16 protein-coding genes and 2 pseudogenes are annotated in these 14,212 nt (G+C 58.5%); 13 read left to right on the forward strand and 5 right to left on the reverse strand.

Translation table 11 applies throughout. From position 1 onward, the window contains the following. Positions 1-55: 55 nt before the first annotated feature. Positions 56-382, reverse strand: coding sequence for a hypothetical protein (locus GYN01_RS15090; RefSeq protein WP_203307385.1), 327 nt, complete (start codon positions 380-382; stop codon positions 56-58). A gap of 244 nt (positions 383-626) precedes the next feature. After that, positions 627-902, reverse strand: a complete 276-nt coding sequence (locus tag GYN01_RS15095) for a polyhydroxyalkanoic acid system family protein (protein ID WP_048364563.1) — start codon at positions 900-902, stop codon at positions 627-629. Between the two features lie 110 nt (positions 903-1,012). Here GYN01_RS15095 and ubiE point away from each other — a divergent pair, with 110 nt between their 5' ends. The 13 genes and pseudogenes from ubiE (at position 1,013) to GYN01_RS22730 (ending at position 11,308) form a co-directional block, all read left to right on the forward strand. Continuing rightward, positions 1,013-1,783: a bifunctional demethylmenaquinone methyltransferase/2-methoxy-6-polyprenyl-1,4-benzoquinol methylase UbiE gene (gene ubiE / locus GYN01_RS15100; RefSeq protein ID WP_048364564.1), complete on the forward strand. Its 771-nt coding sequence runs from the start codon at positions 1,013-1,015 to the stop codon at positions 1,781-1,783. Next, complete coding sequence (locus GYN01_RS15105) at positions 1,783-2,406, forward strand: ubiquinone biosynthesis accessory factor UbiJ (protein WP_203307386.1); 624 nt, start codon at positions 1,783-1,785, stop codon at positions 2,404-2,406. The genes ubiE and GYN01_RS15105 overlap by 1 nt, the downstream gene beginning before the upstream one ends. After that, entirely contained in the window at positions 2,403-4,007 is a 1,605-nt protein-coding gene (gene ubiB, locus GYN01_RS15110; RefSeq protein WP_048364566.1) for a ubiquinone biosynthesis regulatory protein kinase UbiB, read from the forward strand. The genes GYN01_RS15105 and ubiB overlap by 4 nt, the downstream gene beginning before the upstream one ends. Before the next feature lie 78 nt (positions 4,008-4,085). After that, positions 4,086-4,487: a phosphoribosyl-AMP cyclohydrolase gene (gene hisI / locus GYN01_RS15115; protein ID WP_203307387.1), complete on the forward strand. Its 402-nt coding sequence runs from the start codon at positions 4,086-4,088 to the stop codon at positions 4,485-4,487. Next, the gene (locus GYN01_RS15120) at positions 4,480-4,812 is read left to right on the forward strand and encodes a phosphoribosyl-ATP diphosphatase (RefSeq protein WP_048364568.1); all 333 of its coding nucleotides are present in this window, start codon (positions 4,480-4,482) and stop codon (positions 4,810-4,812) included. The genes hisI and GYN01_RS15120 overlap by 8 nt, the downstream gene beginning before the upstream one ends. 24 nt (positions 4,813-4,836) lie before the next feature. After that, positions 4,837-5,115, forward strand: coding sequence for a twin-arginine translocase TatA/TatE family subunit (locus GYN01_RS15125; RefSeq protein ID WP_019825245.1), 279 nt, complete (start codon positions 4,837-4,839; stop codon positions 5,113-5,115). 10 nt (positions 5,116-5,125) lie between these two features. Further along, complete coding sequence (gene tatB / locus GYN01_RS15130; RefSeq protein ID WP_048400639.1) at positions 5,126-5,542, forward strand: Sec-independent protein translocase protein TatB; 417 nt, start codon at positions 5,126-5,128, stop codon at positions 5,540-5,542. A 4-nt stretch (positions 5,543-5,546) separates the two neighbouring features. Next, positions 5,547-6,344, forward strand: a complete 798-nt coding sequence (gene tatC / locus GYN01_RS15135) for a twin-arginine translocase subunit TatC (protein ID WP_048364570.1) — start codon at positions 5,547-5,549, stop codon at positions 6,342-6,344. Next, entirely contained in the window at positions 6,341-7,051 is a 711-nt protein-coding gene (locus GYN01_RS15140; protein WP_048364571.1) for a 16S rRNA (uracil(1498)-N(3))-methyltransferase, read from the forward strand. Before tatC ends, GYN01_RS15140 begins: the two co-directional genes overlap by 4 nt. Positions 7,052-7,338: 287 nt before the next feature. Then, positions 7,339-8,319: pseudogene (locus tag GYN01_RS22715) on the forward strand (methyl-accepting chemotaxis protein); the annotation flags it as partial. Continuing rightward, a complete protein-coding gene (locus GYN01_RS22720; protein ID WP_420850440.1) occupies positions 8,311-9,174 on the forward strand; it encodes a methyl-accepting chemotaxis protein in 864 nt (287 codons plus the stop codon). The pseudogene GYN01_RS22715 and the gene GYN01_RS22720, both read left to right, overlap by 9 nt. 217 nt (positions 9,175-9,391) lie before the next feature. Next, positions 9,392-10,450 (forward strand): annotated as a pseudogene (locus GYN01_RS22725) (methyl-accepting chemotaxis protein); the annotation flags it as partial. Between the two features lie 144 nt (positions 10,451-10,594). Continuing rightward, complete coding sequence (locus GYN01_RS22730) at positions 10,595-11,308, forward strand: methyl-accepting chemotaxis protein (protein ID WP_420850441.1); 714 nt, start codon at positions 10,595-10,597, stop codon at positions 11,306-11,308. Between the two features lie 176 nt (positions 11,309-11,484). Here GYN01_RS22730 and GYN01_RS15155 read toward each other — a convergent pair whose 3' ends face one another. The 3 genes from GYN01_RS15155 to GYN01_RS15165 all read right to left on the reverse strand — a co-directional run bounded on the left by GYN01_RS15155 (position 11,485) and on the right by GYN01_RS15165 (position 14,146). Then, positions 11,485-12,219 (reverse strand): amino acid ABC transporter ATP-binding protein, encoded by a 735-nt coding sequence (locus tag GYN01_RS15155; protein ID WP_048364574.1) that lies wholly within the window; start codon positions 12,217-12,219, stop codon positions 11,485-11,487. After that, positions 12,212-13,174, reverse strand: a complete 963-nt coding sequence (locus GYN01_RS15160) for an ABC transporter permease subunit (RefSeq protein ID WP_203307390.1) — start codon at positions 13,172-13,174, stop codon at positions 12,212-12,214. The genes GYN01_RS15155 and GYN01_RS15160 overlap by 8 nt, the downstream gene beginning before the upstream one ends. A 174-nt stretch (positions 13,175-13,348) precedes the next feature. Continuing rightward, positions 13,349-14,146, reverse strand: a complete 798-nt coding sequence (locus GYN01_RS15165) for a transporter substrate-binding domain-containing protein (protein ID WP_048364576.1) — start codon at positions 14,144-14,146, stop codon at positions 13,349-13,351. Positions 14,147-14,212: the final 66 nt, after the last annotated feature.

The raw sequence follows: 14,212 nt of genomic DNA on the forward strand, positions 1-14,212 counted from the left end.
GGCCAGCGAATAGATGATTCATTCTGTACAGGGGGAAATAAACACTCGATAGCCGTCATAACTTTTCTGCGGCACTGGCTGTCGGAAATGCATGATCCATAAGATCAACCATGTCGCCTTCCATATTCCATGCCTCTTCAGCGGCTGCGGTGCCGAAGATGAAAAACAACACACTATTGATCAAAACAAACAACTGGCCCACCACAATGCTTTCATTATTTTTAATTATAAATTCTGTCACCTCTTCGCTCGCGACATGTTCCGTAAAAGTAAATCCCTTTCGCTGCTCAATGAATAGTTCAGCAACAACTCTGGATTTGTCTCGTGCAACTTCATGGGTACCCACAGACTGGCGAACAACTTGAAATCGATAATCTGACATTTAACAGCTCCTTGTGTGTATTTGATCTTCCTGAGAAAAACAGTAGTTCAACTCAGCCACACAGGATTTACCCCGACTTCGCTGTCATTAATCAACCACACGCTCTAGATCAATACCGAGAGCACTTTCATATATGTCATCCGCTCTGTTCGGCGCTTTAAAGTCACACTGCCTACACTCTAAAGCGCTCTCACCCGTCACACTTCTTCTACTGAACAGTCCGCGTGCATGTCGCCATCACTTCTTACGCCAAGGCTTTATCCAGCGAGCGTTCAATTTCGGACTGGATCATGCCACTCATCGGTGACATCAGCATCCCGAGCTTCACGTCGACCTTGACCGTGCGCTCACCGATTTCCAGCAAGCCGTCTACTCCCGACCGCTTCAATTGGACCTTGTCACCTGACCAGGTAGGTTGCAGGCCGTACTGCGCCGCCAGCTTCTCAACCACTTGCTGAGCTTTTACCCGTGCAGCCTCAATGCCCAGGGCATGGGTGCGTTCAACGCTGATGCGAGCCATGGCTTCACTCCTCATAAATAAGCCGACCACTATACTTACATTGACCCTCGCCAAGACAAAGTCGGCCTCCGGGATTAGAATGGCCAGCATTCTCTTTTGGTGACAGCGATATGACTGATCAGCGCAAAGGCAGCGATGCCGAACCCACCACGCACTTCGGCTTCAAAAACGTTCCAGAAAGCCAAAAAGCGGAAAAAGTCGCGGAGGTGTTTCACTCCGTCGCAGGCAAATATGACCTGATGAACGACGTTCTGTCGGGCGGTATGCACCGTCTGTGGAAGCGCTTCACCATCGAGCTGTCGGGTGTTCGCCAAGGCAACAAGGTGCTCGACATCGCAGGCGGCACGGGCGATCTGGCGCGCAAGTTTTCGCATCTGGTCGGCCCCACCGGTCAAGTCGTGCTGGCGGATATCAACGCTTCCATGCTCAAGGTTGGCCGTGACCGCCTGCTGGACAAAGGTGTGGCGGGCAATATCGAGTTCGTTCAGGCCGACGCTGAAAAGCTGCCGTTCCCGGACAACTACTTCGATTGCGTGACCATCGCCTTTGGCCTGCGCAACGTGACCCACAAAGAAGACGCCCTGCGCTCGATGCTGCGTGTGCTCAAGCCGGGCGGCCGTTTGCTGGTGCTGGAATTCTCCAAGCCCACCAACGCGTTGATGTCCAAGGTCTACGATGCCTACTCGTTCGCCTTTATGCCGATGGTCGGCAAACTGATCCTCAACGACCCGGAAAGCTATCGCTATCTGGCTGAGTCGATCCGTATGCACCCGAATCAGGAAACCCTGAAGTCGATGATGGTCGAGGCCGGTTTTGACCGCGTGACTTATCACAACATGACCTCTGGCATCGTTGCACTGCACCGCGGCATCAAACCCTGATGTTGCTCAGGGGCCTTCTCGCCAGCGTTGAGAGCGGTGTTAACCGCGTCTTGCGCCTGGACAGCACAGCACGTGCGCGCATGCAGCCATTGACCGGCAAAGTGATTGCGGTTGAATGCGCCAGCCCTGCGCTGCATCTGTTCATTTTGCCCAGCGACGAAGGCCTGCTGTTAGCCACCCAATGGGCCGCCGACGCCGATTGCACACTGCGTGCACCGGCAACCAGCCTGTTGCGCTTGGCCTTGAGCAAAGACAAAACCGCTGTGTTGCATGGCCCTGAAGTCGACCTCGAAGGCGACAGTCATGTGCTGATGACGCTGGCGGCGATCCTGCAAGATCTGGAACTGGACTGGGAGTACGAACTCTCACGCTGGATTGGCCCGGTGCCTACCGCACTGATCGGCGGCCACTTGCGTAGCCGCGCTAACTGGTACCAGCAAGGCTTCGCCAGCCTCAATCAGAACTTGGCCGAATACCTGAGCGAAGAAGCCCGCACATTGGTCGGAGAAAGTGAAGCGCAAGCGCGCTTTGACGAACTTGACCATCTCAAACTCGACCTGGACCGACTGGAAGCGCGCATTGAGCGCCTCTCTCGCTCCCTCAATTCCAGCGATGTCGCATGAAGCTGCTTGCCATTCGTCGTTTGTTTCGCATCCAGCGCGTGGTCATCCGCTACCGACTGGATGACCTGCTGTTCGCCCTGCCTTTGCCGTGGTGGATGCTATCGCTGCGCTATGCGTTGCCGTGGCGCTGGTTCCCGCGCAAAAAGCTGGAATTGAGCCGCGGAGCGGCCTTGCGTCTGGCGCTACAGGACTTGGGGCCGATCTTCATCAAGTTCGGGCAGATCCTGTCTACCCGTCGCGACCTGCTGCCGCCCGATATCGCCGATGAATTGATGCTGCTGCAAGACCGCGTGCCGCCATTCGACCCGCAGCTGGCCGTCAAGCTGATCGAAGAGCAATTGGGCGCAACCATCAGCGAAGTGTTCAGCCGGTTTGATATCGAACCGCTGGCATCGGCGTCGGTGGCGCAAGTGCATAGCGCCAAGCTCAAGACCGGCGAAGAAGTGGTGGTCAAGGTGGTGCGTCCCGGCCTCAAACCGATCATCGGTTCTGATTTGGCGTGGCTGTTCATCCTGGCCAAAACCGCTGAGCGCCTGAGCGCCGATGCCCGTCTGCTGCACCCGGTAGACGTGGTCAGTGATTACGAAAAAACCATCTACGACGAACTCGACCTGCTACGCGAAGCGGCCAACGCCAGCCAGCTCAAACGCAACTTCGAAGGTTCGCCACTGCTTTACGTGCCGCAGATTTACTGGGACTGGTGCCGCCCCAAAGTGCTGGTGATGGAGCGTATTTACGGGCTTCAAGTCACGGACCTGCCCGCCCTGGCCGACCAGCGCACCGACATGAAAATGCTCGCCGAGCGCGGGGTCGAAATTTTCTTCACCCAAGTGTTTCGCGACAGCTTCTTTCATGCGGACATGCACCCCGGCAATATTTTCGTCAGCACAGTCAGCCCCTGGAGCCCGCAATACATCGCGATCGACTGCGGCATCGTCGGCAGCCTGACCCCCGAAGATCAGGACTATCTGGCCCGCAACCTGTTTGCTTTCTTCAAGCGTGACTACCGCCGCGTGGCGCAGTTGCACATTGATTCGGGCTGGGTGCCGGCGCACACCAAACTCAACGAATTCGAAGCCGCCATACGTACCGTGTGCGAACCGATCTTCGAAAAGCCGCTGAAAGAAATTTCCTTTGGTCAGGTGCTGATGCGTCTGTTCCAGACGGCTCGACGTTTCAACATGGAAGTCCAGCCGCAGCTGGTGTTGCTGCAAAAAACCTTGCTCAATATCGAAGGCCTGGGCCGTCAGCTTTACCCCGATCTCGACCTGTGGAGCACCGCCCAGCCGTTCCTTGAGCGCTGGATGCGTGAACGCGTCAGCCCCAAAACCCTGCTGCGCAACCTGCACAGTCAAGTCGAGCAACTCCCGCATCTGGCGGGCATGACCCGCGATTTGCTGGAACGCCTGTCGCAGCCCCATGCAAAAAACCAGAAGTTGGTGGTAACAGAACCCCGAGACAGCTGGTTCTTGCGCTTGCTGGGAGCGGGACATTTGGCCGCAGGTGCCTTACTGGCCACCGTCGGTCCACTGCACACCCTGGGCTATTGGCCGGCCGGCATCATGCTGGCCGTGGGCTTGTATCTGATCGTGCGCCGATAGCCAGCCCCCGAGCAGGCTGGCAAACTGTGCATTCGCCGGTCCGGGCCTTTAGCCCCGGACCCGTTGTCGGAGTCAAACATGAAACACTGGCTGGACGAGATCAAATGGGACAGCAACGGCCTGGTGCCGGCGATTGCCCAAGACCACAAAACCGGGCGCGTCTTGATGATGGCCTGGATGAACCGCGAAGCGCTGAGCCTGACCGCTGCCCAGAACCGTGCCATTTACTGGTCACGTTCGCGCGGCAAACTGTGGCGCAAGGGCGAAGAGTCGGGCCATGTACAAAAGCTGCATGAAATGCGCCTGGACTGCGACGCTGACGTCATCATTTTGATGGTTGAACAGATCGGTGACATCGCCTGCCATACCGGCCGTCAGAGCTGCTTCTATCGCGTGTACGAAAACACCGAGTGGAAGACCGTAGACCCGGTTCTGAAAGACCCGCACGCCATTTACCAAGCAGGGCACTCCCATGACTGACACCTTGAGCCGCGTTGCCCAAGTGATCGAAGAACGCAAGAATGCCGAACCGGGCAGTTCTTACGTTGCCAGCCTGTACCACAAGGGCCTGAACAAGATTCTGGAAAAGGTCGGTGAAGAATCGGTCGAGACCATCATTGCTGCCAAGGACGCCGCCATCAGCGGTGATTGCAGCGATGTGATCTACGAAACCGCCGACCTGTGGTTTCACAGCATGATCATGCTCGCCCAGCTGGGGCAGCATCCGCAGGCTGTACTGGATGAACTGGAGCGTCGCATCGGCACCTCCGGCCACGTGGAAAAAGCCTCGCGGCCGTCCGCCTAACCCTCTTTTGCAAAGGAACCGATCATGGGCATTTTTGACTGGAAACACTGGATCGTCATTCTGGTAGTCGTGGTACTGGTCTTCGGCACCAAAAAACTGAAAAACCTCGGCACTGACGTCGGCGAATCGATCAAGGGCTTTCGCAAAGCCATGAACGACGACGAAAAACCGGCTGAACCGGTGGTGCCACCTGCGCAGCCGACTGCCGCGCCACAACCCCACACCACTTCGACCTTGAACGAGCCGCACACCATCGACGTGCAGGCACAAAAAGTCGAAGAGCCGACCCGCAAAGACGTGTGAGCCAAAACTAATGTTCGGTATCAGCTTCAGTGAACTGCTGCTCGTCGGCCTGGTGGCTCTGCTCGTGCTCGGGCCAGAACGCCTGCCGGGTGCGGCACGCACGGCGGGCCTGTGGGTCGGGCGCTTGAAACGCAGTTTCAATGCGATCAAACAGGAAGTTGAACGTGAGATCGGTGCCGATGAGATCCGGCGCCAGCTGCACAACGAACACATCATGTCGATGGAAGAAGAGGCCAAGAAGATCCTGGCCCCGCTGCAAGACGCCGTGAAACCCCTCACGCCTGTTGAGCCGCCCGCGACACCGGTGGCCGCTGCGCCTGTCGAACCCGCCAGCCCCGCGCCCGTGAGCCTGAGCAAAACCGCGTCCGTGCCTGCGCCTCAAACGCCAGCGCCACACGACCCAACCCTGCCACCGCGAGCCCCTTAAGCGCATGAGCGACATTCCTGAAAATGACCAGCCAATGCCGCTGGTTTCGCACCTGACTGAGCTGCGCACCCGCCTGTTGCGCTGCATCGCGGCGATTTTCATCATCTTCGCGGGCTTGTTTGCCTTCACGCAGCAGATCTACACGCTAGTCTCCACGCCCCTGCGTGAGTACTTGCCAGTGGGCGCCACGATGATTGCCACGGACGTGGCCTCGCCGTTCCTCACGCCGCTCAAGCTGACCATGATGGTGTCGCTGTTTATTGCCATCCCGGTGATCCTGCACCAGATCTGGGGCTTTATCGCGCCGGGCCTGTACAAGCATGAAAAGCGCATCGCCGTGCCGTTGCTGGTGTCGAGCATCTTTCTGTTCTATGCAGGCATGGCGTTTGCCTACTTCCTGGTGTTCCCGCTGGTGTTCAAGTTCTTCGCCGCCGCCACCCCCGAAGGCGTCGCGATGATGACCGACATCAGCAGCTACCTTGATTTCGTCATGACCCTGTTCTTCGCCTTTGGCGTGGCCTTTGAAATCCCGGTGGCCGTGGTGCTGCTGGTGTGGATTGGCATTGTCGACGTCAAATACCTGCGCAAGATCCGCCCGTACGTGATCATCGGCTGCTTCGTGGTCGGCATGATCCTGACCCCGCCGGATATCTTCTCGCAAACCTTGCTGGCGATTCCGATGTGGATGCTGTTTGAAATCGGCATTCTGTTTGGCAGCCTAGTGAGCAAGAACAAACGCGGTGACGATACCGACGATCAACCGGCTGACCAGAACGCCCAACCGCCAGCGCCTCAAGCGTGAACCTGCTGCTCCTCGAAGAGGCCGATTTCATTGCTGCCGACCGCGTGATCCTGCGCGACCGGCGCTTGACGCACATGCAGGAAGTTCACCGCGCTGTTGTAGGCGACAGCCTGCGAGTAGGCCGGATAGGTGGCTTGATGGGCAGCGCCGAACTGGTGCGCCTAGAAGCCAAAGAGGCCGAGCTGGTGATCCACAGCCTCGACCAGCCGCCCCCGGCCAAACTGCCCCTGACCTTACTGCTGGCCCTGCCACGCCCGAAAATGCTGCGCCGGGTGCTACAAACCGTGGCCGCCATGGGTGTACCCAACGTCGTGTTGGTGAACAGTTACCGGGTCGAGAAAAGTTTTTGGCAAACCCCGTTTCTGGAACCTGAAGCCATTCGCGAGCAGTTGATCCTGGGGCTTGAGCAAGCCCGTGACAGCGTGCTGCCGAACATCACCCTTGAAAAGCGCTTCAAGCCGTTTGTTGAAGACCGCCTGCCAGCCTTGGTTGATGGCACATTGGGGCTAGTGGGCCATCCCGGTGATTACCCTGAATGCCCGCGCGGGCTGGACCAAGCCGTGACGCTGGCCATTGGCCCGGAAGGTGGCTGGATCCCTTACGAAATCGACCTGCTGGCCAAGGCCGGGTTGCAACCGGTGCAACTGGGGCCACGCATTTTGCGGGTTGAAACCGCCGTCACCGCCCTTCTCGCCCGCTTGTTTTAAGACGCCCCCCTGCAATCGGGTTTACGGCTGCTTCGCCCCCGATAGCAGCCGCGTGCCTCGTCAACGCCTATTGGCATTTTAAATACAATTTGTATAAACCCCTCAAGTGCGGCCTTTTGCGGCCGATAATCTGACGCTTCAAAAACATACTCAGTGGCCATGGATGGCGTGCATCGATGTGAATCGATCAGATAAGGAGCATCACCATGAACCATTGGTTGACCACCACGCTGGGCAATATCAGCGTCAATCGCAAACTCAGTCTCGGCTTTGGCCTGGTACTGATCATGACGCTGTTGATTACCGCCACCGGCTGGAGCGGACTGACGTCGATCATTGATCGCAGCAAAAAGCTCAGCACCATTTCCGACACCGTGGCGCTGGTCAAAGACCTGCGCATTGCCCGCGTGTCCTACGACCGGGATAACGGTGAGAATGGCCCCGGTGAAGTCAATGACCTGCTCAACGATATCGATAACAATCTGACGCTCGCCAGCAAACTATTGGGGATCTCCGAAGACTTGGCCATGATCAACCAAGAGTTGCAGGCGGTCGCGCAATACAAAAACATCTTCAGCCAAATCGACAAGGCCACCCAGGCCCGCGAGCTAAATCGGGCGCGCCTTGGCAGCAGCGCGCAAAGCGCTGCCGACACTATCGACGGCATCGAAAAGGACGTGCTCAAGGGCAATGACCTGGCCATGCTCAACCGGGTCAACGAACTCAGCCGCCAACTGCAACACGCGCGCTATCAAGTGCGTGGTTATACCCACAGTGGCGATGCCGATGCCGCGCAACCCGCACTGGATGCCATCCTTTTCGCTCAAAACGAACTCACCCGCCTCTCGGCGCAATTGCCCGGCGAATACAGCCCGCAGTTGCAACAAGCTGCCCACTCGCTGAAAAACTACGGCGAGACGTTCGTGCAGTTTCGCGACTCGCAACTGCTCAGCGACCAACAACAGAACAGCCTGCAAACCTTGGGCGACAGCCTGGTGAGCCTGAGCCACGAACTGGCGACCTCGCAAACCACCAAGCGCGACAACGATGCACAACAGGCCAAAACCTCCCTGACTCTTTGCGCCGTATTGGCCCTGGCGCTCGGCACACTGGCTGCCTGGCTGATTACCCGACAGATCGTCACCCCGCTGCAACACACCCTGCGCATCGTAGAAGCCGTAGCCGCAGGCGATCTCAGTCAAGATCACCCTACTCAGCGTCGCGACGAACTGGGCCAAGTGCAACAGGCCATTGCCCGCATGACCGGCGAACTGCGCGACCTGATCGGCGGTATCAGCGACGGCGTGACCCAGATCGCCAGCGCGGCCGAGCAGTTATCAGCCGTGACGGAGCAGACCAGCGCCGGGGTCAACAGCCAAAAGGTTGAGACCGATCAAGTGGCCACCGCCATGCACGAAATGGCCGCCACCGTGCATGAGGTCGCGCGTAACGCAGAAGAAGCCTCTGAGGCTGCCGTCGCCGCCGATCAACAAGCGCGTGAAGGTGACACGGTGGTCGCGCAGGCCATTGAGCAGATTGAGCACTTGGCCGCCGAGGTGCTGAAGTCCACCGACGCCATGACGCACCTGCAACAAGAAAGCGGCAAGATTGGCAGCGTGCTGGACGTGATCAAATCAGTGTCGCAACAGACCAATCTGCTGGCGCTCAACGCGGCGATTGAGGCGGCACGGGCGGGCGAGGCAGGCCGCGGGTTTGCCGTAGTGGCCGATGAAGTGCGCAGCCTGGCGCAACGCACCCAAGCCTCTACCGAAGAAATAGAAGAGCTGATTGTTGGCTTGCAAAGCGGTACGCAGCGGGTGTCCACCAGCATGGACAACAGCCGCGTGTTGACCGACAGCAGCGTCGAGCTGACCCGTCGCGCCGGGGCCTCGCTGAGCACCATCACCCGTACTGTGTCGACCATCCAGGGCATGAACCAGCAGATTGCAGCTGCCGCCGAGCAGCAAAGCTCGGTCGCCGAAGAGATCAACCGCAGCGTGCTCAACGTGCGCGATGTGTCTGAGCAAACCGCTGCGGCCAGCGAAGAAACCGCGGCTTCCAGCGTGGAACTGGCCCGACTGGGCACTCACCTGCAAACCTTGGTGGGCCGTTTCAAGGTCTAAACCGTGTAGACGTTGACGAGCAGCCCGATCACAGCCTCGCGCTGCTCGACAACGACTACACTGCGTGATGGCACTAAGCCTGCGATGTCCATCACACTCTGAGCGACCGGGTTTTAGTTATGTTGGCTCGCGCCGATGGCCTGATCACTAATAAAAAGACCGCGAAGCACGGGACTGTTTGTCATGGAGTCGGTTCGGTCAAAAAAGGAGCACCGCCATGTACCGTTGGTTGGCCCACACGCTAGGCAATATCAGCGTTATTCGTAAACTCAGCCTGGGCTTTGGCCTGGTCTTGATCCTGACCTTGCTGATCACCGCCACCGGCTGGAACGGCCTGGCGTCCGTGATTGACCGCGGCGACAAGCTGGCGAATATTTCAAAAATCATTGCCCTGACCAAAGACCTGCGCATCGCGCGTCTTGATTATGAAAGGGAGCGGGGCGACCACGGCCCGGGCGAATTGAACGGGCGCCTGAGCGAACTGGACGAGGCGCTGGAAACCTCGCGTCGGCAACTGACCACGCCTGAAGACATTGAGTGGGTGCAACAACAGCTGGCCGTTGTGGCCGATTACCGGCGCGCCGTGGCTGATATAACGCTCGCCACTCAAGCCCGCGAAACCAGCCGCACACAACTCGGCGCCACGGCTGACGCGGCTGTTGCCAACGTCACGGCCATTGAAAAAGCCTTGTCGCAAGGCGATAGCGTGACCCAGTTCAACAGCGTGATTGAACTGAGCAAATTGCTGCAACAAGCGCGCTTTCAGGTCCGCGGCTACACCTACAGCGGTAAACCTGAGGCCGAACAACCGGCGCTGGACGCCATCGACAACGCCCTCCAAGCACTCAACAGTTTGCCGACCAAACTCCCCGACGAGCACATCGCCAACCTGCAACAGGCTGCACAATCGCTGCAAAACTACCGTGCCGCCGTGACCACGTTTCGTGACGCCCAAGTCGCCAATACCCACGCGCTTGAGCGCATGCAGGCACTGGGCAACAACCTGATCGACTTGAGCAAGCAACTGTCAGGTATGCAAACCGCCAAGCGTGACCTGGACAGCCAGCGGGCCAAAACGCTGCTGATCGGCTGCACCCTGCTCGCCTTGCTACTGGGCGTGATTGGCGCCTGGAGCATCACGCGCCAGATCGTCATCCCGCTGCGTCAAACCCTTAAAACCGTTGAGCGCGTGGCCGCAGGCGATCTGACGCACGACTCCGACACCGCCCGGCGCGATGAGTTGGGGCAACTGCAACGCGCCGTACAGCGCATGACCGTGGGCCTGCGTGAGTTGATCAGCGGGATCACCGATGGCGTGACGCAAATCGCCAGTGCCGCCGAAGAACTCTCCGCCGTTACCGAACAGACCAGCGCGGGGGTCAACAGCCAAAAGGTTGAGACCGATCAGGTAGCCACCGCCATGCACGAAATGGCCGCTACCGTGCAGGAAGTGGCGCGTAATGCCGAAGAAGCGTGCGAAGCCGCCGTGGCCGCCGACCAGCAAGCCCGCGAAGGTGACAACGTGGTCGCCCAAGCGATTGCACAGATCGAGAAGCTGGCGATTGAAGTCGGTCATTCCACCGAAGCGATGGACCATTTGAAGCGCGAAAGCGACAAAATTGGCAGCGTGCTGGACGTGATCAAGTCCGTGGCCCAGCAAACCAACTTGCTGGCCCTTAACGCGGCGATTGAGGCGGCCCGGGCCGGAGAAGCAGGACGCGGCTTTGCGGTCGTGGCCGATGAAGTGCGCAGCCTGGCACAACGCACTCAGCAATCGACCGAAGAGATTGAAGAACTGATTGCCGGCCTGCAAAGTGGCACGCTGCAAGTGTCCAGCAGCATGGACAGCAGCCGCAGCCTGACCGACAGCAGTGTTGAACTGACACGCCGCGCAGGCGAGTCACTGGGCAACATCACCCGCACCGTGTCGGCCATTCAAGGGATGAACCAGCAGATTGCCGCAGCGGCAGAGCAGCAAAGCGCGGTGGCAGAAGAGATCAACCGCAGCGTATTGAACGTGCGCGATGTGTCTGAGCAGACCTCGGCCGCCAGTGAAGAGACTGCCGCGTCGAGCATGGAACTGGCGCGCCTGGGCACGCATCTGCAAGGGTTGGTGGGACGGTTTAAGGTGTAACTCGCGCACCGTTGACGAGTAATACGAGGCTGCGGCCGGGCGCGAAGCGGTCGTAAAACCATCCAGCGCGGTGTCTCAGAGGCACCGCAGTCATCGGGTTTACGATCGCTTCGCAATCGAACGTCGCCTACGGCAATTGCTACGCCAACCTCGGCCATTTTCTTGTGAGCAAGGGTTTACAGTACCTGGCGCAAAAACGCCTGTGCACGCAGGTCTTTGGGCGAGTTGAAGAAGTCTTGCGGGGCGCTGTCCTCCAGCAATTTGCCGTGATCAAAGAACAACACGCGGTTCGCCACTTCACGGGCAAAACCCATTTCGTGGGTTACGCACACCATGGTCATGCCTTCGCGCGCCAGTGTTTTCATCACGTCGAGCACTTCGCCGACCATCTCCGGATCAAGCGCCGAGGTCGGCTCATCGAACAACATCACCTTGGGTTCCATCGCCAGCGCCCGGGCAATCGCCACGCGCTGCTGCTGGCCACCCGACAGGCGCGAGGGGTATTCATTGGCTTTCTGGCCGATGCCGACCTTTTCCAGCAGCGCACGGGCCTTGGCCTCGCGCTCGGCCTTGCCACGTTTGCGCACGACTTTCTGCGCCAGGCACAGGTTTTCGAGCACGGTCATGTGCGGGAACAGGTTGAAATGCTGGAACACCATACCGACTTCGCGGCGATAGGCGTTGACGTCGGTTTTAGGGTTGGCCAGGTCGACACCGTCGATGCTGACCGAGCCTGAGTCGAAGTCTTCCAGCCCATTGAGGCAGCGCAGAAAGGTCGATTTCCCCGAGCCCGAAGGGCCGATCACCACCAGCACTTCACCCTTGGCGACGGTGGTGCTGACGTTATCCACGGCGCGGACGAGGTGCCCACGCGTGTCAAAAACTTTTACCAGTTCGCGGACTTCAATCACTTTGCGCGAGCCTCCGCTCAAGCCGGCTGGCCAAATGCGACAGCGGCAGGTTGATCAACAGGTACAGGCCCGCCACGCAGAACAGAATCTCGAACGGCGAAAACGAGGTGGTAATGACTTCGCGGCCGCTTTTGAGCAGCTCGGTGATAGCAATCACCGACACCAGCGAGGTGTCTTTGACCAGGCTGATAAATTGCCCGGCCAACGGCGGCAGTACGCGCTTGAACGCTTGCGGCAGCACCACGTAACGCATCGACTGGCTGGCGTTAAGGCCCAAGGAGCGCGCCGCTTCGTTTTGCCCGCGGGCGATGGACTGCACACCCGAACGCACAATCTCGGCCACGTATGCCCCGGTAAACAGCGACAACGCGGCAATACCGGCGAACTCGCGAGACAGATTCAGCACGGTGCCAATAAAGAAGTAAAAAATAAAGATCTGCACCAGCAGCGGTGTACCGCGCACCAGTTCGACATAGAGCGTCGACAGGTCACGCAGGGTCGGGTTATTCGACAGGCGGCACAACCCGGTGGCCAGGCCGATAATCAGGCCCAACACCCCTGACACCAGCGACAACCACACGGTGGTCCACAACCCCAGCAGCAGCGGTCCGGCGGCCCAGTGACGGTTCACGCCGACCACATCGCCCTCGGCCACGTCATCGCCTTCGGCCAATTGCACGCTGTTGTCGGCCACGCTCAGGCGTTGTTCAGTGCCATCTTCGGCACGCAGTACGACGTCGGCTTGATCGCCTTTGCGCACCAACTCAATCACGGTGGAAGTTTCAGTGGCCCGCTGGGCTTCTTCGGCCTGATAGACGAAGTATTGCGGGACTCTGTTCCAGCGCCATTCGTAGGACATCAGCGAGGTGGCGTAATACAACGCGCCCGCCAGACCGATGAGCACCAGCACGGTTAACACGTGCCAGGGCCACTGGGCTTTTTTTTGTTTGATCACGTTCAGGTTCCATCAGGAGTAAAGCCGGGCCCGTAGCAGTTGCCGAAGGCTACGTGCGAGGGCGAAGCGCTCGTATTTGGAGCGCCCCGGTGTTTCATCTGAATCGCATTACGCTTTTTTACGGTTGCTGCACAACCGTGCACAGTCTTCGGCAACTGCTACAAAGCATCGCGCTTATTCCATGTCCTTGAGCCAAGTGGTGTCTTTGAACCACTTGTCATGGATGCGATCGTAGGTGCCGTCTTCATGGATCTGGTGCAGGAAGTTGTTGATGAAGTTAAGGCTGTCGTAGTCGCCTTTCTTCAGGCCAAAGGCCAACGGCTCGTAGGTAAACGGCTGATCGAGGTACACCAGTTTGCCGTCACCGAACTTGTTGACCGCCACTACGTTGTAAGGCGCATCGTAAACAAAGGCATCTGCCTTGCCGTTCACAACGTCCAGCACCGCTTCGGGTTCGTTGTCGTAGCCGTGGTACTGAGCTTTGGACATCAGTTTTTTGGCGATCATTTCACCGGTGGTGCCCAGCTTGGAGGTCAGGCGGTATTGCGGGTCGTTGAGGTCTTTGTAGGTTTTAACCTTGTCAGCCAGTTCCTTGCGGATCAGCAGGGTCTGGCCCACAACGATGAAGGGTTCGCTGAAGTTCAGGCGCAGGTTACGTTCCTGAGTCAGGGTCATGCCGCTGCCGATCATGTCGAATTTGTTGGTCATCAAGGCCGGGATGATGCCGTCGTAGCCCGTGGACACCAGCTCCAGCTTGACCCCCATCGCCTTGGCCATGGCTTTGAGCAGGTCGACTTCGAAGCCAATGATCTGGCCGCGTTTGTTGGTCATTTCGAATGGCATGTACGTCGGATCCATGCCCACCTTCAACGTGCCACGCTTGACCGCGTCATCAATTGCGCCTGCATGGGCTGCGCTAACCGCCAGTAGTGCAGTGACACCGAACATCAGTTTCGACAGAAACTTCTTCATCATCAACTCCCCGGAACCTACTCAATAAAGGTGTTGGCCTACGGTCGGCTCGAGACTCAAAGCCAA

The organism is Pseudomonas weihenstephanensis (assembly GCF_016812185.1).
GTDB classification, from domain to species: Bacteria; Pseudomonadota; Gammaproteobacteria; order Pseudomonadales; family Pseudomonadaceae; genus Aquipseudomonas; species Aquipseudomonas weihenstephanensis.